Genomic DNA, 21,599 nt, shown 5'->3' with positions numbered 1-21,599 from the left:
CATAACTTGTAGCTAGATGGAAGATGATATCAGATGGCAGCAGCGTTTTTCCAATTTCAATAAGGCCTTTTTGAAATTGTCCCAAGCAGTGACTCAGGCTAAGGAGAAAAAAATGTCAGAACTGGAGACGGAAGGATTGATACAGCGATTTGAATATACCTATGAACTTGCTTGGAAAACACTTCAGGGCTACATCAAGGATATTGGTATATCGGATATTAATGGTCCATCTAAAGTTTTGCAGGAAGCCCTCAAAATGGAGTTAATTACCGATTCCGCAGGCTGGGTCAAATTGAAAAAAAGTAGGGAGAAAACTTCTCACACTTATAATCCTGAGACTGCGGAGGAAATTAAAGATTTGATTTTGGATCAATTCTATCAGCTTTTTGTAGACCTCCAAGCCAAGCTTGAATCTGAAAGATCAGGAAATCAGGGATTATTAGGTTTATGAAATCGAGCATGACTCAAGCGTCACACAGTGGGATGATTATTAACCCTGCGAGATTCCATGTGACCCATAAAAAACAAATTATAAACACATGAAAAATACTGGAATCAGCGAAAGCGTCTTATCGGAAATGAAGACTGTTTTTTCCAATTTCCCGGAAGTTGAAAAAGCAGTTCTTTTTGGCTCTAGGGCTAAAGGCAACTTTTATGAGGGTTCTGATATTGACATTGCTGTGTTTGGAGGAAAGCTGAATTTTGAACAGACACTTGATCTTTCGATTGAACTAGATACAATAGGATTACTACAAGCTATAGATTTGGTTCATTTTGAAAAAATAAAGGAACCAGAATTAAAAAAGCATATTGAACGGGTAGGAGTTCGAATTTATGACCGGGAACTGGTTTTGAAAAATTAGATGTTTTTCTTGCTTCTGCAATCTGCGTATAAAGGGCAACGGCGAAGAGACACAGACCAGGGCGGATATTTTGGAAACTTTCATTGCGATCCGCCATAGGCTGTGAAGCAATCTCGTCGAAACAAACCTCACTTCTTTTGTTATTTCGTCATTGGTAGACGAGGAACGAGGCGTGGCAATCTCGTCGTTAGTATTTGGGATTGCTTCGTTCCTCCCAATGACGTATTTTTAAAGAACCTGAAACTTATCTTCCGAACACTTATGCATTCCATTTCACTTTTTGCGCTAGGCATACTACTTTGTTTTTGCACCACAAAACTTCCCGCAAACCAAACCGAAGAACCCCGCCAAGAAATAAAAACGGGCGCTGAGCAAACGGACTTGTACCGGCCATTATTGGAAGGGAAAAGGGTAGCGGTGTTGGCAAATCAAACATCTATCATTGGCAAAACCCATCTGGTGGATAGCCTGCAAAAGTTGGGAATTAACATAGTAAAAGTTTTTGGCCCAGAGCACGGTTTTCGAGGTGATGCCAGTGCCGGTGCCGATGTGGTTAATTTCATAGATGAGCAGACGGGAATTCCCATTATATCTTTATATGGGAAAAAGAATAAACCCAGCAAACAAGATTTGCAGGATGTAGATATTTTGATCTATGACCTACAGGATGTAGGCGTTCGTTTTTATACAAACATCAATGCCTTGGCTCGTTTGATGGAAGCTTGTGAAGAAAATAACAAACACTTGTTGATTTTGGACAGACCAAATCCCAATGGTTATCTGATTGATGGCCCAGTGCTGGATATGAAGTATGAATCAGGCATTGGGATGTTTCCCATTCCGATGTCTCATGGGCTCACTGTGGGTGAGTTTGCTATGATGGCCAATGGAGAGGGTTGGTTGAGCAATGGGAAAAAGGCGGATATTCAAATAATTCCCGTAGCAAACTATGCACACGATATGCCCTATATTTTGCCTGTAAGCCCTTCACCAAATTTGAATACACCGCAGTCGGTATTGTTATATCCCAGCCTTTGCATGTTTGAAGGGGTTTACGTAAATCATGGCCGAGGAACCTATTTTCCCTTTACAGTATTGGGGAGTCCGGCCTACAAAGATATTTACGATTTCAGCTTTATACCCACAGGTATAAAAGGAATGGCTGAAACCCCAATTTTCATGGACGAAGTATGCTATGGCCTTGACCTGCGTGAGTATGATACCGAGCTATTAAGGAAGAGCGGACAAATCAACTTTGACTGGATACGGGAACTCTACAAAGCCAGTCCGGAAAAGGAGAAGTTTTTTGATTCTAAGTTGAGCAATCAGATGAATAACATCGAGATCCAGATTGGTAGAGGAGATTTCAGACAGCAGATAATTGATGATGTTCCTATGGAAGTCATCAGAGCGGGTTGGGAACCGGAGCTTTCAGCATACAAGGAAATGCGGTTGAAGTATTTACTTTATCCATAAGGATTATTCTAGGTAATTGTATCGTATGAGAATCATTGGTCCTACGGGCGAATCATCATTTGCCCTATCTTACAATTGATTCCCAATTAGCATTTCGAATTGTGACTTCTGAGAGCAACCACAATTAGCTCTAAAACTAATCCTTCAGAGTTTGGAAAACCCCAAAGGATATCGACCGCAAGCGAACAAAATTGTTCGGAAGATTTGCCTCAATTAAGATTTTATTAGCTCTGGGAGTTCTTTTGAGCCTTTTTGACTGGCATAGAAGTGGAATTGAATAGGTCGCCGTTGCGAACGACGAAGGAGTGCGGCAATCTGAGATTGCTTCAGGGCAAGATGGCTAGGGAGAAATTATGTATGATGATGCCCTTCGAAATGACGGTGAGACTGCTTCAGGCCTCATAGTTACGACTAGAGACTGCTTCGTTCCTCGCAGTGACGATGGCTTCTTTCTTCGCAATGACGATGAGACTGCTTCAGGCCTCATAGTTACGACTAGAGACTGCTTCGTTCCTCGCAGTGACGAATAAAGACTGTCTCGCAGTGACGATAAGAGAATATTTCAATTTTTAAATCAGTAGAATAATGTGGAAAAACTATCTGAAAATCGCCTGGAGAAATATTACCCGAAGTAAAGGGTATGCATTTATCAATATCTCTGGACTGGGAATCGGTATGTCTGCCTCGATATTGATACTTGTTTGGGTTCAATTCGAAATGTCTGTTGACCGCTTTCATGAAAATTCAGATCGAGTCTATGCGAACTGGAGAAATGCTGAAATGCAAGGTGAGGTATTCACCTGGGATTATACACCTGCGCCCTATGCACATGCTATAAAAGAGCAGTTTCCGGAAGTGGAAGAGGTGGCGAGAATCACAGAATGGGATCAGCAGCTTCTTACAGTGGGAGAAAATAACTTTTATGAAGAATCCACTTTTACCGATCCGGGATTCTTTAAGATGTTTAGTTTCGAAGCATTGGAAGGCGATCCGGTAGCTTCATTGACGGAACCCGGGAATATTGTGTTGACAGAGTCGGTGGCCAAAAAGCTATTTGGGGATTCTCCGGCAATTGGAAAAACCGTCACTGTGGAAAAGCAACTGGATTTTGAGGTAAAGGCTGTTATCAAAGATTTGCCTGAAAACACGGACTTCCCTTTTACGGTATTTTTACCTTTCAAGAAGCTGGAAGCGATGGGTTGGGCGGATGACTACTGGGGGAACAATTCTTACCGCACATTTACCATGCTAAATGAGGGGACAGACCTCGCTTCATTTAATCAGAAGTTTAATGACTTCACAGCAAAAAATTCAGAAATGGATGAAGTTTCTGATTTCCTTTTTCCGATACGTGATCTGCATCTGTATTCGAAGTTTGAAAATGGAAAATCTGTTGGTGGCAAAATAGAGATGATTCGGATGTTTGGGATTGTTTCCATTATAGTTTTATTCATAGCTGCTATCAATTTCGTGAATCTGAGCACTGCTCAAAGTGACAGGCGATCTAAAGAAGTTGGAATTAGAAAGATATCAGGAGCAGGCAAAGGAATGCTTGTTGGGCAGTTCTTGGCTGAATCTGTTTTAATTGCTCTTGCGGCTTACCTGCTAGCCATATTTATTGTCTCCTTGTCTTTTTCAGCATTTAAAGATTTGGTTGGACAAGAACTGGAGAACCCTTTTACCCAGCCCTATTTCTGGGGAATTTCTGTGATTTATGTCTTCATTACAGGAATATTGGCTGGAAGCTATCCTGCATTTTTACTAAGTTCTTATAAGCCGGCTGTGGTTTTCAAGTCTAAAATGAATACAAAAAGAAGTTTTGGATTGAAGCCTCGGGAAGTCTTGGTTGTGTTTCAATTTGCGGTGGTAGTCACGTTGATCTCATGTGTTTGGATAGTCCAAGACCAGATGACCTTTGTCCAAAATAGAGACATTGGGATAACTAAGGAGAATCTGATTTTTCATACGGTAACTCAAAATATGAGAGATAATAAAGCTGCCCTCCGCAATGAATTGCTGGCACTCCCTGAAGTGGCTGAAGTGAGTTATACTTTTTCTCCTTTGACAAATATCCACAGTGATACTGATGGCATGGAATGGCAGGGTAAGGACCCCGAGTTCAGGCCATTGATTAGCCGAATGGGGACGGATGCAAATTTGGTGAAAACGGCTGGGATGGAGTTAGTCGCTGGAAGGGATATCGACATTTATACCTTTCCGGGTGATAGTCTTTCGGCAATAGTAAATGAAAAAGCTGCGAAAGTTATGGGTTTTGAAAATCCAATTGGTCAGGTGATTAAGGACGATTCGTATGAGTTTACCATCGTGGGTGTAGTAAAGGATTTTATTATGGAATCTCCTTTTGATGATGTGATTCCAATAATGGTAATGGGACCAAAGCGTAACTTGGATTTTATCCATATACGTTTTGCAGCTGGAGGAGACTATTCGAATTCTTTGGCCAGTGTGGAGACTGTTTTTAACAAGTTTAATCCCGATTCACCTTTTGAGTATAAGTTCGTGGATGAGGAACATGCCCGGAAATTCAGCTCTCAGGAGCGCACAGCTAAGCTTACCTCGCTCTTCACAGGCTTGGCAGTACTGATATCCTGTATGGGGCTATATGGGTTGGCTACTTTCATCGCAGAGCGCAGAAAAAAGGAGATCTCTGTACGAAAAGTCATGGGAGCTTCTGTGACCAGCGTGGTAGGTTTGATCTCTTCAGAATTCACCAAATTGGTAATCATTTCCGTGATCATTGGCATCCCGGCAACCTGGTATTTTATGAGTGACTGGCTGGAGACATTTGCCTATAGGACTAGCATAGACTGGACTATATTCTTATGGACTGGCGGGATTACACTTTTGATTGCATTATTGACAGTGAGTTCACAGGCGATCAAAGCAGCACTGGTAAATCCTGCGGAGACGCTGAAAAGCGAATGAGGGGATTGAGGATTTATGATTTCGGAGATACGATTGGGGATTTACGTCATTGGTAACGACAGAGGAGTGAAGCAATCTGCTAGTGACTCTTAAATAGTTTGCTTCGCTCGTTCCTCGCTACCTAACGAGTCAGTTACGTCATTGCGTGGAGGAGGTACGACGACAAAGCAATCTGTTTTGTGGATTCACGATCAGATTGCTTCAGGGCAAGATGTCTAAAGTGTAATTATGAGTCATGTTGCCCTTCGCAATGATGAATAAAACGAATGATGAATAATGAATATCGAATGATGAACGCTGAATGTTGAAGTACTAGAATTAAGAACAACTTAGAATTATCTACCATGTGGAAAAACTACCTTAAAATCGGCTGGAGAGTCTTAAAGAAAAACAGACTTTATACCATTCTCAATGTATTGGGCCTGACGATGGGGATTTCCGGGTTTTTGATGATAATGCTTTTTATTCAGGACGAGGTGAATTACGATCGCTTCTATCCTGAATCTGAATCGGTTTTTCGGATTACATCCCATTGGGGAGATTACAGCACTGCTAGCTATGCAACTGCACCACCTGCACTAGGTCCGAGGATTCAAGCAGATATTCCTGAAGTAGAAGCTGTCACCCGGGTTTTGAAGTGGAATGATTTTACCATACAGCCAGGCTCAGGCCAGAATAAGGAGCAGGTTTTTCGTGAGGAAAAAGTCTATTACGCAGAGCCTAACTTCTTTGATGTTTTTGATCTAAATCTGCTGGCAGGAAATAAGGAGAAAGCATTGGCAGACTCCAAGAATGTTGTGATTACGGAGAGCTTGGGACATAAATACTTTGGCGATGTTACTCCCTACGAGATGGTCGGAAAATCCATTCTCATGGGCAGCAATAATCCGGATTTGAAGCAGATTTCCGCTGTTGTGGAAGATATTCCTGCTCAATCGCATTTTCATTTTGACATGCTGGTATATGAGCCAGGCATGAATGCCGAGATATTTGACATGGATACCTGGTCTTGGGCTATACTTTATACCTATGCGAAGTTCCCAAAGGAAAAACAGCAGGTAGTTGCCGAAAAACTTGACCGCATAGTTGCCGACTTTGCTATCCCAATGCTGGGAGGTGAAGATGAGAATTCTAATTATAATCTGAAGGTAATGCCCGTGCAGGATATTCATCTAAACTCGCATTTACTTCGAGAACATGAGGCGAATGGCTATCAGAGTTACATTTATATTTTCTCATTGGTGGCCGCATTTGTCCTGCTGTTGGCTTGTATTAATTTTATGAATTTGGCAACCGCCAAAGCAGGACTTCGCTCTATGGAAGTGGGTGTGCGCAAAGTAATGGGATCGCGGAAATCCCAACTCATCTATCAGTTCCTCACCGAAGCACTTCTATTGGTGTTGATCAGTGTAGCTATTTCATTGGTAATCGTAGCACTCAGCAATGGGCTTTTCAATCAACTTACAGGAAAAAATCTACAGTTCAATCTCTACACCAACAACATGATACTGTGGATATGTCCGACATTGATAGTTGTGCTGACGCTGCTTTCGGGATTTTATCCCGCATTTTATCTTTCCTCTTTCAAGCCGCTGCAAACCATCAAGCGACAATTATCAGTTGGAAAAAACAGCCACAGTTTTCGCAATGGATTGGTGGTGTTTCAGTTTGCTACTTCGCTTACACTGATTATTTGTACACTGCTGGTTCAGCGTCAGATGAGCTTTATTCAAAATTCTGATCCAGGTTTTGATCGGGATCAGTTGGTGATAATTCATAATGACGGGGAAATCCAAAATTCCCAGCGGGAGGATTTCAAAGGTCATTTTGTGTCCAGCTCGAATGTGCAGACGCTGAGCTTTTCTACAGGAATTCCCATGTCAGGTCAATTCCAGATGCGTTCCTTTAATCTTCCAACCAGTGATTTGGAGCAAGGAATGAATTGGTACGAAGCGGATGCTTCTTATTTGGATACCTATCAATTCAAACTTCTGGAGGGTCGGAACTTTGGAGAAACATCCGGCGCTGATCAAAACAAGATCATAATCAATGAAATAGCGGCAAAGCAATTGGGGATTTTGGATGATCCTTTAGGCCAGTTGGTAATGAAAAATGAAGGAGAAAATGATGAGGCCACACTTGAAGTCATCGGGATGGTAGAGAATTTTAATTTTGAATCTTTTCGAAATGAGATTAAACCGCTCGTGATAGAATACATACACGATTACTTCCTTAGAGATTATATTTCTGTAAAGATTCAGGGTGGAAACATCGAGGCAGGAGTGGAAGAGTTGGAGTTGGCTTGGAAGCAATATGAACCACGTGTGCCGATGAATTACAGCTTCTTGGATGAGGATTTTGGAAGAGTCTATCAGTCTGAAATGAAAATGGCAAACCTGCTTCAGGTGTTGACAGGGATTTCGATTATCATCGCCTGTTTGGGTTTATTTGGATTGACTGCTTATACCACTGAGTTGAGGAATAAAGAAATCGGAATTCGGAAGGTATTCGGAGCGACTATGCCGGAGATATTCCTGATGCTTTCGGCTTCTTATTTCAAATTGATTTTGATTGCTATGCTGATTGCCTTACCGGTTGCTCTGATATTTATGAAGAGTTGGCTGGAGGAATTTGCCTACAGAACAGGAATTGAGATTTGGGTGGTTATCCTCGCTGTTTTTGCGTGCTTTGGATTGGCTTTGGCCACGATTTTCTTCCAGACATATAAAAGCATCCGTGCAAATCCCGTGAAGGCATTGAAAAGTGAATAGTAAGTGATGGGAATGTCTCCCGCCAGCGCAGAAGGCGTAAAGAAAATAGGCGTGCAACGGCGCTACGACGCAGCGAAAATATACTCTGATTATCCGCAATGATGCCAGTTACCTTAGATCCTTCGCTCAGCACAGGTTTTGGGTTTCCTCCTTGCGAGGCACAGCCTGCCCCGATGAGTCGGGGAAGGAATCTGTTTTGTGGAATCACGGTCAGATTGCATCAGGGCAAGATGTCTAAAGTGTAATTAAGAGTCATGTTGCCCTTCGCAATGACGACATGGCTCAGGATATTAGTTCATGCGCTCCAAAACGAGCAATCGGACATCTACAAATTGAGAGCCTTTTATTTCTAAAGCCTTCATAGTAATCGGATGACGTCCTTTGTCCAATTGAATTACTCCCATTTCCAAAGGCATGAAATCTTTCTCGTAAGATTCATCACGAGGAGAACGATCGTATTCTACTCCTACAAAATCTGGATCATGGGCCTCTTTGATAGTGGTTTTTACTTCATTTTGTCCCTGAGTTAATAGGAGGGTAGAACCAACTGCCGATTCCTTACCTGTGTAATAGACTGTCGCCAAGTACTTGCCCGAGGTGAGGATATCTGTATCCCAAGTGATGCTATCCTTGGTGGATGTCCAATTGGTGAAAAAAGAAGAGTTTGGATGAATGCTGGATCGCTGAATGTCGCCATGAGGAATGCCATCTCTAGCAGGAAGGAGAGTGTATTTGCTTCCTTCATATCCTACAGGAAATATTTCCTCCCTATTACGGTCAAGCTCTGACAATACCGAGTTGATCCATGCTTCTTTCGCATCGATCAATTGGGAAAGAATAGTTTCTGAAGGTTGAGATATCGCATGAAGTTGTCCTGGGTCTGAGTCTAAGTCGAAGAGATTGTTGTCGCTATCAAGTATGTAGTTTTGGTTTCGGACACTGACTTTGCCATTCCAATGACTGTAAACAATTCGCTCTTTCCATGTTTCATTAGACGCCATTAGTAGAGGTTTTAAACTCACACCATCTATAGGCTTATCGAATGAGGTTGTGATATCCGCCAAATCAATTAGGGATGGCAAAATGTCTATTGTGCTAGCAAGGTGGGCGATGATTTGCGGTTTTAACTGGTCTTTCCAATACATGATGAAAGGAGAGCGTACTCCGCCCTCATCAGTGCTTCCCTTGATGCCCTTCAGTCCGTCATTCCATCTCCAGCCATTTGGCCCATTGTCAGACATATAGATTACTATCGTGTTTTCCAGAAGCATTAAGCTGTCCAGTTTATCCATCACCCTGCCGACATTCCAGTCTAGGTTTTCACAAAGTGCATAGGCAGCCCGCGTCTTATTTATCATTTCTTTCTCACCGTATCGATGTGTGGAATCAATGTTGGCATCTTTGTATTTGTCCCACCACTTATCGGGAACCTGCATCGGACTGTGTGGAGTATTGTATGCCAAATAAACGAAGAATGGTTGATCCGTATTTTTCTCGATGTAGTCCAGCGCATTGTCTGTTAAATCATCGATAATGAACCCATTCCCTTTGGTTACTTGGCCGTTTCGTTCTAGCATAGGGCTGAAATAATTACCCCAATGTCCCGAGGCAAAGCCATAGAACTCATCAAAACCTCTGTTATTGGGATGATATGGAGGTTGGGATCCATTGTGCCATTTGCCAAAGGCTGCGGTATTATATCCATTTGATTGGAAGATTTCGGCAACAGTTGTTTCATCAAGGTCTAATCGTTCACCGCCTCTTGAGGTAGAATAAACCCCACCTCTGGGATGGTACCTACCTGTTAGAATCTCAGCTCGGGTAGGAGAACATACTGGGTTTACATAAAATCTACTGAATTGAACACCCTTTAGTGCCAGTTGGTCAATATTCGGAGTAGATACATTAGGATTACCATTGATTCCCAGATCTCCCCAACCTTGGTCATCTGTCACGATGAGTATGATGTTTGGTTTGATTTTTTCTTCTGAATCAGAACTGCAGGATTGGAAAAGTAGTACTCCAATTCCAACTATCAGATAAAACATGCTTTTTGGCTTTTTTGCCATGGTTACAAGGGTTGGGTGGCGAAAGGATTTTCTAAGGTAATTTAAAATGATTATCCGCAATGATGCCAGTAGCCATATTTCCTTGTTTTACTGGCTGGAGGACCGATGACGGGTGACCGAAGTGGCTTCAATGCTACTGTTGACCAAACTTTTTAATGCTTTAGTCTCTTTACTGGCGGAAAAGCGGATATACATATAATTTAATAATAGATAAAGCTACCAAAGTCTACACATCTATGCCCGTGTAGGTACCATTTGGCCTATCTGATTAGTAAACTTTGTTGCACTCATATATTCAAAGCGCCTCCTCCTGAATTAGCACTCAGGGGATTATTTGAATTGCGTCCACAAAAAAAGCCCGAATTAACTCCGGGCTTTAGTGTTATCATATTAAGTCTTTTCTTAGAATATGCCTTTGAACTGCTCTAATTTTTGATCCACTTGAGTATCTACTTCAAATGAAAGCATGACATCTGCCCACATAAAAGTAACTGATGCCACCTTATTGTCCTCAGCGGAGATGAAGAAAGCAAGTCTTTCAAAGGTCTCAGGTGCTGCTATTGGAGCTACTTTGATCGCTACCGCATCGTCTTTTGCCATGGCCTCCTCGTCTATCTTACCATCTTTCATGTAGGCAAAAACTGCATTTGCCTTACTGTTCAGGTGTATAGTCCAGTCTCCGGTTTCTTGAGGTGTGATGAATAGGGAGTATTTTCCAGCTCCTATATTTTTGCCAGCAATACTCACCCCTGTGCTGAATTCGATAGTCGTTGGGCCATTGGCACCGGCTCTCCAGGTGACGCCATATTTTTCCAATTCACCGAATACTTTTCGGCCTTTTACCGCTGGTGAGGAGTAATCAATACTGATTTTGGTGAAACCTACATTTTGAGCAACATAAGCAGAGGGACTTGGTGCTGGAGCCTGTACCTGCGCAAAAGATATTGTGGAAACTGAGAAAAAGAGAATCAGGGCAAGTGCCGATAAAAAGAGTTTGTTGTTTTTCATGTGATATAATTGTTTTGGTTATTGAGAGAGTAAGCTAAATCAATTTTTGCAAAATGTGTATATGAAGAATTGTAAATGAGTACTTCTCCACTTTCTTTTAGATGATAATCCTATCCAAAAGAACTGAATTAAAGTAGGTACTCACGAAGCAATAGTTACACCAAGGGATTTTTAGCTTCAGTTAGTTTGTTTTTGATGGTTTTCATCAAGTTCTTCGGATAGCTTCTGTTTCCAAGATAAAGATCGGTCATAAATGACATCGCATAATCACCATATTTTTTTAAAAGCAGGTTCCTGATAATTCTATAGTTGTAAAACCACTTAGCGGCAGTCTGAGAAATGTTGAGTTCTGGCAACAATTCTTTCTCTAGTTTTTGCTGGTAAATTGCTCCTGCTTTTTCTGGATTCAATCCAGATTCGAAGATTGCTTCCGCTACCAATTCTCCACTCCACAATGCATTGGAAATCCCCTCTGCTGTCAGCGAATCAGCAAATCCTGCTGCATCCCCAATCAGAAATACATTTTTCTTATAAAATCCATCTGTGCGAGGGGAAATTGGAATCTGATAACCATGTGCTTTTTCACTTAGGATTTCTTTAATGCCCAGCTTTTCTACATACTTTTTGTAGTATGCCTTCAGGTCAATTCTCTTTCTTCGTGTAGAAGCTATACCTAAGGAAAGGTGATTTTTCTTGGGGAAACTCCAGGCATATCCATGTGGGACGCTATCCATGTCAAACCTAACTTCTTTGGAAAGCCGTTCGAAATCTTCGTGATTTACCTCCACTTCATATTCCAAAGCAGGAATGAGTTTACGGGTTTCCTTCCATCCAGCTAACTTGGCCGTGGGACTTAACGCCCCATCCGCAGCAATGATCAGCTTTGCATGGATATCACCTTTACTTGTATGAAGCGTGGGATGATCGCCAAAAGTGATATCTATGAGCTTATGATCCTGTTTTATATTGACTCCAAGTTCCTTGGCTTTTTCGATAAGGAAATGGTCAAACTTATCCCGCATCACCATGCTGATAACGGGAACATCACGCTCAGCAGTAAGCACTTTCTTCTCACCCTCAAAGTAGAGTTTTATCTGGCAAAATTCCCGTTCTACGGCTGCGCTGATATCAAAAGGCAGCTTCCGTCTTCCTCTGTAAACCAATCCTCCGCCACAGGTCTTATATCTGGGCAAGGTTTCCTTTTCGATTATCACGGTAGAAATACCGCTTTTTGCCAAGTGATATGCTGCCATAGCACCTGCAGGCCCACTACCTATTATCGCTACATCATAGTGACTCATGTACTCAATAGAAAATCAATGTTAAAAATCCACTGGAAAGAAAATGTAAAATAGGCGCAATGCTACAGGATTAGTGTAAACATCTCAATATTCTAAGATAAGGTTGAGCTTTAAGGGATAGATTTGAGTTTTACTTCTAATTCTTCTCTAGTTCCTTTTTGATAAAAGCTACACTCAAGGGAATCTGAGTGACCGATCTTGAACTTTCGTCTTCAATGCTCAAGTATTTGGTTCCTTGATTTCTAGCCTCCTTGATTATTCCTGCGATATCAATGTCACCTGTACCCAGAACTACATTGGTTTCTACGTCTCCACGTCCATCTTTTGATCCAGGAGTTCCTTTTTTGCGATCTTTGAGATGTAGTATAGGGAATTTGCCAGGGTATTTTTTCATGATCTTCAAAGGATCTCCACCGCCCATTTTTACCCAGAAGACATCCAAGTTGAACTCAAAGTTTTTGGCGTGATGAAGCATATAATCAAACCTGACCTTTCTGCGATCCTTCGCAAATTCATAGCCGTGTGGATGATATAAAAAAGTGATCCCTTCTTTACTGAGTTCTTCTCCTACAGCATTGAAGAGCGCAGTCGCTATTTTAATTTCCTCTATGGAAATAGGGCCTTCAGCATGAGGAATCCAATAGCAAGTGGCATATTTCGCACCATATTTTTTCGCTTTGTCAATAATTGGTTGTAAGTCCTTGGTGAGTTGGTTGTAATCAGCACCTACCCCGATGATACGCAGGTTATTCTCAGCGAGAAGTTTGGCATATTCCTCATCAGACATTCCATACCCGCCACCGCCTTCCAATGCTGATATTCCCCATTCGGAGATAAGCTGATGGTATTTCACTGGATCCACCTTCATTTCATTTCGTAGGGAATAAAGCTGTAGCGCCACTTCCTGCGCTTGTAGTTCCATGAGTGGTGAGACTACAAATAGACTTATTAAGAGTATTTTAATGTGTGTTTTCATGTGATTATAATTAGTTTTTCAAAGGTCACGTCTGCATTCCGACCTTTAGGTGGTAGAAAATCATCCAAGTGTGTGACGCTTGAGTCATGCTCGATTTCATGATTGGTTAAATTAGGGTTGACCTAAACTATGGAAAATTCTGCAGTTTTCGATAGTAATCCTTAAATTCAAGCTTTACCCTTAATGTATGAAATCTGATCGAAGAACATTTATCCAAAAAACATCCCTGATGGGACTTGCTATGTCTATTTCACCTTCTTTTTCTTTCGCTCAAAACCGAGATATGCTAATTGGTCACGGTAATTTTCAATATCAAGTTGATGCAAAATGGGGTTTGCTTGATCCTGCCAAGGTACCAGTGAATAACTGCCACGAGATGGTAATGGATCGCAAAGGACGCATGATCATGGTCACCGATGAGCCTAAAAATAACATCATTAGCTACGATCAATCGGGTAAATTCCTCAGTGCATGGACACTAGGGATGGATCGTGCGCATGGATTGACGCTTGTAGATGAAGGCGATGCAGAATACCTCTGGATTTCGGATAATGCGGGCAGGGTAGTGAAGACTACTCTAGATGGCACCGTCGTGATGGAGATAGTTTCTCCGGTGAAAGAAGGACTCTATACAGATAAAATGCCCTTTGTGCCCACAGAGACTGCTGTAGCTCCCAATGGAGACCTGTATGTAGCGGATGGGTATGGCTCTCAGTTTTTCCTTCATTACGATAAAAACGGCAAGTTTATAAGGAAATTCGGAGGAAGTGGATCTGGCGATGCACAGTTTAGTACAGCTCATGGTATTACGGTTGATCAGCGTGGGGGCAAAACGCCAACTTTGCTTTGCACCTCCCGTGGGCATAATTCTTTCAAGCGATTTACCATGGATGGAGACTATCTAGAGACTATTTTCATGCCAGGCGCTTTCGTATGCCGTCCGGTGATTCATGGAGACCATCTCTATGCAGGAGTGTGCTGGTCTAGACTTAGATATTTAGAGCAAACACCCGACTCGGGTTTTGTGACTATTTTGGATCAGGACAATAAGGTGGTCTCCAATCCTGGAGGAACAGCGCCTGAGTACAGAGATGGGGAACTTCAGCTCATGGTGCAGTCAGAGCCCATCTTCAAGCATTGTCATGATGTATGTATAGATCAGGATGAAAATATTTATGTATGTCAATGGAATGCTGGAAAAACCTATCCTATAAAGCTTTCAAGAGTTTGATGGAAAAGTACTGATTATCTGATAGTCTCGTGTATTTTGCAATTCTATTATTCATAATTTCCTAACTTATGAACCAAGTAACAGTAGGCTGGTTTGAAATTCCAGTGAGTGATATGGATAGAGCTATCTCTTTTTACTAAATGGTTTTTGGCTGTAGCCTAAATAAAATTGACATGGGAGATTTTCAAATGGCAATGTTTCCCAGTGAAAGTGGTGGAGAAGGAGCTGGGGGAAGTTTGGTTCTTCATCAGCAATTCTATAAACCAAGTTATTTAGCTGGTACCTTAATCTACTTTTCTTCGGATGACGTATCTGAGGAACTTGCAAAAGTGGAAGAGGCTGGAGGCACTATATTGATTTCCAAAAGGATAATTTCACCTGAACATGGTTATATGGGTGTTTTTGGATTCAGAAGGCAATCGCATAGCACTTCATTCTATGAGTTAGTCTGACCTTGAATAAGTCGAGCATGTGTTTTTAGCCATGATTAGTGTGCCCAATCTCTCAAAAAGACTGGATTTTCTTATTTTCAAATCATTTTAGTAAAGAGTTTTTATGCTACTGACCAAAGGCTTAGTGCTTTCCGAGGAGAATGTCACCAATCTGGACTATATCCAAAAGCAAATTGCGATCATAATTTCACTTTTAGCATTCGTATTATTATTGATACTAGGTGTTTCAGATGCATTTCTTGGGATGTCTCCAGTGATTTTTTGGATTAAAATTGGAATATCTTTTCCTTTTTTGGCAGCCTATTTTTTGGTTTCTAAGTATGGCAAGGTACAACTGGCATTAAATATTCTACTCATTCTGGCTCACATAGTAATCTGCTTTAACTTTCTCTATAATGACGGAAATGATGGCCCTACGATTTACGCGTTTTTCTTGATGCTGGTTGTTTCCTCCGTGCTGATTCAGGGCTGGCTTAAAGTTGTTTGGTTTCTAGGCTCTTTATCCACGTTTTTCTTGCTTTTTTATGCTGAAGCTCACGGATATATTAAAGTTGAGCATTATTATGAGGGGCCTCAGCATCAATTTATCGACCATGCAGTTTCTATTCTATGGATTAGTTTATTTGTGTTTACCGTGTTGCATTTTTTCGTGAAAAGCTACCAGAACCAAAGTCAATTGCTCCATGCAATTAAGCTGAGACAGGAGAAGGCAATAGAGGAAGTGAAGATGCTAAATGATCAGAAAAATAAATTGATCGCCTTGCTTTCGCATGATTTGAAGAATCCTATTGGCATGCTTCACACTACGCTTGATCTTGTGGACAAAGATGCCTTTGAGCCAGGAGAAATGGAGCAGATTCTGAGGAACCTGAGAAGCCAAAGTTTTCATCTCAATAAAGTACTCAACAATACGCTGAGTTGGGTGATGACGGAATTAGAAGATACGCCTATCCAACTTCATCAGATTAGTCTGTCCGCTCTGACCCATGAAATGAAGGAGATGATGCAACTACAGGCCACTGAAAAGAATCAACTAATTGAAGTTTCTATTGAGGGAGGGGATCATGATATTTCAATAGCGATCAATGAAATCAAAATCATTCTTAAGAACCTGCTTGACAATGCGATAAAATTTTCTGCCCTGAATTCAACTATTAACCTGAATCTAAAGATCAATAAGGATGAATTAAATTGGGAGGTCTGCAACCAGGGAGCTACAATTTCGCAGGGAGATCAAAAGGATTTGTTTGCATTCCGGGCAAGAACCTCATACGGTACCAAAAAGGAAAAAGGGACAGGTGTAGGCTTACCGCTATGCAAAAGAATAGCAGATAAAATTAAGTTTGATCTGAAATATACCAGTAGTCCTGACCAGAAGAACTGCTTCACCTTAACAAAGAAGCTAGGCTAAAGAATCACTACTCTAAGGCTCATAGCTCCGTGGGCACCGATCACCAAGGATTGTTCGATATCGGCAGTTTTGGATGGTCCGGCGATGAATACTCCAAAGCCCGATTTTGTCAATCCGATTAGTGAATAAGCTTGGTGCATATTACCTACGATATTCTCCTTCTTGATTACAATGACTAAATGTGCTGTGATAAATGGAATTGCTCTTAGGTCTAAATTGCTTTCATCCAGCCAAATTGCGGCGTTCTCTGCTGTTGCAAATTGTCCCTCTACTATTGCCAGATCCAAATCTGAAAAATCTGCCGGATGCAGCGGTAGTTTACAATTGGTATATGCTCCAAATGTAGGAGAAGAGCTGTAGATTTTTTTAAAGGCAGTTTCGGTGATCAGTTGCTCAAGATCTGCCTTGCTGATCACGGTACCTTTATTGGCCTGCAGAGAATTGGTAAAAGCTTCTACAAGGTCAAATGGAATATCAAAATCCGGGATTTCAGGAAGAGGCTGCTCTTCTAAGTTCAGCCCTTTGATAGCTGTCAATATGGATGTCTTACTACTCATTTTCTGTTCTTTTTGTACCAAGATTTGAATGATTCTTCTGGTAAATCCGGCAGGTTTCTGCTTTTTCCCCATGCATTCAGCGGATTGTAGATGATACTGTCGGGAAGAGATTTCAGTGACGCTCGCATCATTTTTCCAGATAGCTTGTAGGCAAGCGGACTTTTGAAGATCCCATTTGCTAATTTCATGGATAATCCTTTGACTGAGGCGCCTTGCGCTTTGGTGATTTCTTGTCGCCACTCGTAGAGTTGCTCGTGAATATTGATTTTCACAGGACACACGTCTGAGCAGCTCCCGCAAAGGGTGGAAGCAAAAGGTAACGTACTGTATTTTTTAAGATCGATCCCCGGGGAAAGTATGGAACCAATTGGGCCAGGCACTGTACTCCCGTAGCTGAATCCTCCGCTTCGGCGATAGATAGGGCAGGTGTTCATACATGCTCCGCAGCGTATGCATTTGAGTGAATTTCTGAATTTCTCTCTGGCGAGTTGCTTGGTTCTGCCATTATTCACCAAGATCAGGTGAAGTTCTTTGCCTGGTGATGGGCTTCTGAAATGTGAGTTGTAGTTCGTGATAGACTGTCCTGTGGCTGACCTAGCCAAAAGACGCAGGAAAACTCCCAGGTCTTTTCTTCGGGGAATAAGCTTCTCTATTCCCATACAGGCAATATGCGTATCTGCCAGATGCACACCCATATCAGCATTGCCTTCATTGGTGCAGACGACGAATTCACCTGTTTCTGCCACGGCGAAATTGACTCCTGTGATGGCTACTTTGGCCTGCAGGAATTTCTCACGTAGATGTAAGCGCGCTGCATGCGTAAGGTAAACGGGGTCTATATTTCCTTTTTCAGTATGGAGTTTTTCGTGGAAGATCTCTGAGATATCAGATTTTTTCAGGTGAATAGCCGGCATCACGATATGACTTGGCGGTTGCTTTAGAAATTGGATAATCCGTTCACCCAAATCGGTATCTACGACTTCAATTCCTTTTTCTTCCAAGAATGGGTTCAGATGACATTCTTCCGTGAGGATAGATTTACTCTTGACTATTGCCTTGCATTGTTTTTCCTCCAGTATGTGCCCAATGATCTGGTTATGCTCTTCCGCATTCTCTGCCCAGTGAACTTTGATGCCATTTGCGGTGGCATTTTTCTCCAGCTCTTCGAGATAGAAATCAAGCTTAGAAAGTGTGTGATCTTTGATTTGGGACGCCAGTTCTCGGAGTTTTTCCCATTCGGGGATTTGGTGGATAGTTACATCTCGCTTTTGTCTCACAATCCATAGCGTATCATCATGCCATTTGGCGCGCTCTTTATCCTTCAGAAATACAGTTGCCTTCTCCGGGTGACTCATGAGATTACTTGGTTTAAGATTTCTGCAAAGTGCATTAACTGTATATTTTCTTTGTCTCGGGTGGCGATTCCCTGCATGTGCATGATGCATGACATGTCTCCGCCCACAATGATTTCTACGCCTTTATCGAGATGATCTGCGATTCGGTCTTTTCCCATTTGTACGGAGATTGCTTCTTCACTTACGGCGAAAGTTCCGCCAAATCCACAGCATTCGTCTTTTCTAGTCAGTTCTACCACTTCCATTCCTTGTAGGTCTTTCATCAGCTGGAGAGTTTTGTTGAATTTAGGTTCATTTTTCTCCGAATCACTCGCGAGTCTTAGTCCTCGAAGTCCATGACAGGAAGCATGAAAGCCGATCTTATGCGGAAAGCTGCCTTTAATCGAATCAACCTTAAGGACATCAGTGATGAATTCGCTGAGTTCGTAGATGTTTGATTGTACGTGCTCTTGGTTTTTTTTGAGCTTAGCTATAGTTGGTGAATGCTTTTTGACGTGCAAAACACAGCTGCCGGAAGGGGCTACGATGTAATCAAACTTAGCAAAATCGCGGATGAACTTGGACGCAGTGCCGGCAGTATCAGCTTCGAAACCGGCATTGGACATAGGCTGTCCGCAGCAAGTTTGACCAAGTGGATAAGTGACTTTGCAACCTAGTTTTTCCAGCAGTTCCAAGGTGGCAATTGCCACGTTGGGATAGAACTGATCAATGTAGCAGGGGATAAACAGGCCGATATGCGGGGCATCTTTTTTCATGATTGAGTAAATTAAGCCATCTATTCCATTGATACCAGCATGGCTGCACCTAATGCAGATCCGTTCGGAAAATCACTTGGAATGATCTTTAATTCCGGGAGTTTTTTGCGGAGCATCTCTACAAAGATATCGTTGGCATTGAATCCTCCATCTATGAAAAGCCTGCCTACTGGAGCGTTGTCTAGTACAAGCTTGATGGCTGCAGTTTGCAGATCCGTCAGTTCATGGATAAAGGTGTAATAGGCTTCATTAAACTCAGAATAAAGCGACCAATCGTTTTCTCCAGCTTGATCAAGGCCATAATCTTCAGGCTTGAGGTAATGAAAATGTATGCGTTTGCTTGAATGATCTTTTACTTTTTCGTAGAGGGTAGCATTGAATTTCAATTTCTTGTAGGTGCCAAGTGGCATCTGGAAGTATTCATAGAGCTTTTCCACCTGGTATTTATGCTCTTCTCCGATGAATAGTCTGGAGATTTTGATGGGGTCGCCGGTGATGCTGAGAAATTGTAGGCAATCTCGGCTAAGCTCTTGTTCAGTAAGTCTGGTTTTGTTGGAGGGATTGATGCAAATTGCCCAGGTGCCTGTGGACAGCAAGGCGAAGGGGTCTGTTTCTTGCCGTCTGTATGGAAGCAAGGCCGAAGATGAATCATGAACGCCAATGCCACAGGGGATATTCCCGAGTTCTGGTTTGGTCTTCAGCAGTGTGTTTCCGGGCACTATAGGAGGCAGTAAGGGTCGGATTTCTTCCCTATCTACCCAGTCATGGTAATCCTTTGCTTCATAGTCCCAAAGTCCCGTATGGCAACCGATACTGGTGTAATCTGAGACCATTTCTCCAGTAAATAAGAAACTTAAGTACTGAGGGAAATGGAATGAATGTTTGATATTTTTGAAGTAATCGGGCTTTGCATATTTGATGAAATATAGCTGCAAACCCGAATTGAGCATAGCCAATGGCGGTGAAGAAGTGGTTTGGCAAAAAGCCATTTTCCCTCCGTTTTCTTCATAAAATCTGCTTAAAAGATCTGCTGGGAAAGGCTTCAGGTAATCATACAGCGGTGTGGCAGGAACTCCATTTTTATCCGTATGAACAAAGGAAGCCCCATGACAGGAAAAATTAAGTTTCTTGATTTGATAAGTTGGCGATTTCAGTGCTTCCTTGAAGGTATTCAACATCCACACTTCCAATGGGGCCAGAGGCTCACTGGGGAAATTGTCTTCGTCGGGAATTGGGTCTAGACGTATATAGGAACTATGTACTTCGGTTAAATTTTCATCAAAAAGGAAAAACTTCTTATTTGTCCTGCCTATATCAAAAACAGCCGTTACTGGAATTTTACTCATATCGACGCTATCATAGCGATTTTCGGATGATCATTTTGAAAGGGTTTTTAAGAGGGATTTTGTCCTCTTCGCCCATGATTTGATTTGCGATAGTTTTGCCCATTTTAACGAAGTCCGTGGAAATAGTAGTGACTCCTTCAGCTAAAATTTCCTTTAGCGGAGTTTCATTATAGGAAATGATTCCTATGTCTTTGCCTAGCTGCAGGGATTGTTCGCGGGATTTCTTCACGATGTTGGCAAGATCCGTCTCGGCCAATACAATGAATGAATCTCCTTCATAAAGCGGTTCATCATCGATTCCATCCAGGATCAGGTTATTGAAATTGTGGAAAAAGCAAAAACGCTTAAATCCATCAATGATCTCCACTGGATACATGTCTCCTTTAGAGAATACCAAGATTAATCTAGTGTATTTTCTCAGGTGTGTAATACCCGATTCCAACGCTTCAAGAATATCTCTGGCAAAATCCTGATAAACTCCCGGAAATTCGTTTTCATGATCTTTTACATCACGATCCAATATCAGGAGTTTATCTTTAGGAATTTGTCGGATCAAGTCATAGCAAGTTTCTGGATGATTATTTTCATCAAAGAAATGTGGTGCTAAGACATAGTAATTGTATAGTCCCAGGTTTCGCTCCAAGAGGTTTTCGAAAATTGTGCTATTGTAATGATGGATTTGAAGATCCACTGTCGCTTGATCCCCTAAGGTTTCTATGATAGAATAATAGATGATCTTTTTGTACGAGCTCAGCTTATTGAATATCAATAGCACCTTTAGTTTGTTAGCCATATTAGTCGAACTCACGTAGAAGCCTTTGCCTCTTACCGATGTAATTATGCCTCGATCCCGCAGTTCATTGTATGCTTTTTCTACGGTGTCGCGAGAGAGGAGAAAGTCAAAACTTGTCTCATTGATAGAGGGGATTCTATCTCCGATTTTAAGCTTTCCACTTTCCAAGTCATCAAGAATTAAGTTGACTACTTGCATATATTTAGGAGTTCTCGACTCCGTATGGATTCTTTCAGATTTGTCAACTAACATAGCATTTTGGGTTATTAGTGGGCACTAGTGGTAATTG

17 protein-coding genes are annotated in these 21,599 nt (G+C 41.8%); 8 read left to right on the top strand and 9 right to left on the bottom strand.

All coding sequences use genetic code 11. The features are described 5' to 3' along the window. Positions 1–16 precede the first annotated feature (16 nt). From U3A58_RS13540 to U3A58_RS13520, 5 genes are all read left to right on the top strand, one after another. On the top strand, positions 17–451 hold the full coding sequence (locus tag U3A58_RS13540; RefSeq protein ID WP_323824130.1) for a nucleotidyltransferase substrate binding protein: 435 nt from the start codon (positions 17–19) through the stop codon (positions 449–451). 88 nt (positions 452–539) lie between these two features. Then, positions 540–863, top strand: coding sequence for a nucleotidyltransferase domain-containing protein (locus U3A58_RS13535; protein WP_323824128.1), 324 nt, complete (start codon positions 540–542; stop codon positions 861–863). 261 nt (positions 864–1,124) lie between these two features. After that, on the top strand, positions 1,125–2,339 hold the full coding sequence (locus U3A58_RS13530) for an exo-beta-N-acetylmuramidase NamZ family protein (RefSeq protein WP_323824126.1): 1,215 nt from the start codon (positions 1,125–1,127) through the stop codon (positions 2,337–2,339). A gap of 585 nt (positions 2,340–2,924) precedes the next feature. After that, the gene (locus tag U3A58_RS13525; protein ID WP_323824124.1) at positions 2,925–5,285 is read left to right on the top strand and encodes an ABC transporter permease; all 2,361 of its coding nucleotides are present in this window, start codon (positions 2,925–2,927) and stop codon (positions 5,283–5,285) included. Positions 5,286–5,629: 344 nt separating this feature from the next. Continuing rightward, on the top strand, positions 5,630–8,056 hold the full coding sequence (locus U3A58_RS13520; protein WP_323824122.1) for an ABC transporter permease: 2,427 nt from the start codon (positions 5,630–5,632) through the stop codon (positions 8,054–8,056). A 290-nt stretch (positions 8,057–8,346) separates the two neighbouring features. On the opposite strand, the gene U3A58_RS13515 is transcribed toward U3A58_RS13520, so the two are convergent. The 4 genes from U3A58_RS13515 to U3A58_RS13500 all read right to left on the bottom strand — a co-directional run bounded on the left by U3A58_RS13515 (position 8,347) and on the right by U3A58_RS13500 (position 13,410). Beyond that, the gene (locus tag U3A58_RS13515) at positions 8,347–10,125 is read right to left on the bottom strand and encodes an arylsulfatase (RefSeq protein ID WP_323824120.1); all 1,779 of its coding nucleotides are present in this window, start codon (positions 10,123–10,125) and stop codon (positions 8,347–8,349) included. Between the two features lie 402 nt (positions 10,126–10,527). Further along, positions 10,528–11,133, bottom strand: coding sequence for a DUF2911 domain-containing protein (locus U3A58_RS13510; RefSeq protein WP_323824118.1), 606 nt, complete (start codon positions 11,131–11,133; stop codon positions 10,528–10,530). A gap of 155 nt (positions 11,134–11,288) precedes the next feature. Next, positions 11,289–12,434 (bottom strand): geranylgeranyl reductase family protein, encoded by a 1,146-nt coding sequence (locus U3A58_RS13505; protein ID WP_323824116.1) that lies wholly within the window; start codon positions 12,432–12,434, stop codon positions 11,289–11,291. Between the two features lie 136 nt (positions 12,435–12,570). Next, the gene (locus tag U3A58_RS13500) at positions 12,571–13,410 is read right to left on the bottom strand and encodes a sugar phosphate isomerase/epimerase family protein (RefSeq protein WP_323824114.1); all 840 of its coding nucleotides are present in this window, start codon (positions 13,408–13,410) and stop codon (positions 12,571–12,573) included. Between the two features lie 187 nt (positions 13,411–13,597). Here U3A58_RS13500 and U3A58_RS13495 point away from each other — a divergent pair, with 187 nt between their 5' ends. The 3 genes from U3A58_RS13495 (at position 13,598) to U3A58_RS13485 (ending at position 16,504) form a co-directional block, all read left to right on the top strand. Continuing rightward, positions 13,598–14,641 (top strand): NHL repeat-containing protein, encoded by a 1,044-nt coding sequence (locus U3A58_RS13495; RefSeq protein ID WP_323824112.1) that lies wholly within the window; start codon positions 13,598–13,600, stop codon positions 14,639–14,641. 173 nt (positions 14,642–14,814) lie between these two features. Next, complete coding sequence (locus U3A58_RS13490) at positions 14,815–15,093, top strand: VOC family protein (RefSeq protein ID WP_323824110.1); 279 nt, start codon at positions 14,815–14,817, stop codon at positions 15,091–15,093. A gap of 103 nt (positions 15,094–15,196) precedes the next feature. Next, the gene (locus U3A58_RS13485; RefSeq protein WP_323824108.1) at positions 15,197–16,504 is read left to right on the top strand and encodes a sensor histidine kinase; all 1,308 of its coding nucleotides are present in this window, start codon (positions 15,197–15,199) and stop codon (positions 16,502–16,504) included. Here U3A58_RS13485 and U3A58_RS13480 read toward each other — a convergent pair. Genes U3A58_RS13480 through U3A58_RS13460 form a run of 5 tightly spaced genes read right to left on the bottom strand, consistent with a single transcriptional unit; the run spans position 16,501 to position 21,562 of the window. Further along, on the bottom strand, positions 16,501–17,061 hold the full coding sequence (locus tag U3A58_RS13480) for a LutC/YkgG family protein (RefSeq protein WP_323824106.1): 561 nt from the start codon (positions 17,059–17,061) through the stop codon (positions 16,501–16,503). The two genes, U3A58_RS13485 and U3A58_RS13480, sit on opposite strands and share 4 nt — an antisense overlap. Beyond that, positions 17,058–18,416, bottom strand: coding sequence for a lactate utilization protein B (locus U3A58_RS13475; protein WP_323824104.1), 1,359 nt, complete (start codon positions 18,414–18,416; stop codon positions 17,058–17,060). Before U3A58_RS13475 ends, U3A58_RS13480 begins: the two co-directional genes overlap by 4 nt. After that, positions 18,413–19,171 (bottom strand): (Fe-S)-binding protein, encoded by a 759-nt coding sequence (locus tag U3A58_RS13470; RefSeq protein WP_323824102.1) that lies wholly within the window; start codon positions 19,169–19,171, stop codon positions 18,413–18,415. The genes U3A58_RS13475 and U3A58_RS13470 overlap by 4 nt, the downstream gene beginning before the upstream one ends. A 20-nt stretch (positions 19,172–19,191) precedes the next feature. After that, the gene (locus tag U3A58_RS13465) at positions 19,192–20,517 is read right to left on the bottom strand and encodes an FGGY-family carbohydrate kinase (protein WP_323824100.1); all 1,326 of its coding nucleotides are present in this window, start codon (positions 20,515–20,517) and stop codon (positions 19,192–19,194) included. Positions 20,518–20,527: 10 nt separating this feature from the next. Then, entirely contained in the window at positions 20,528–21,562 is a 1,035-nt protein-coding gene (locus U3A58_RS13460; RefSeq protein ID WP_323824098.1) for a GntR family transcriptional regulator, read from the bottom strand. Between the last annotated feature and the right edge of the window lie 37 nt (positions 21,563–21,599).

It is taken from the genome of Algoriphagus persicinus, assembly GCF_035156415.1.
In the GTDB taxonomy this organism is placed as follows: Bacteria; Bacteroidota; Bacteroidia; order Cytophagales; family Cyclobacteriaceae; genus Algoriphagus; species Algoriphagus persicinus.
Note: the sequence above shows the minus strand (reverse complement) of the source record. Positions and strands in the feature narration are given on the sequence as shown.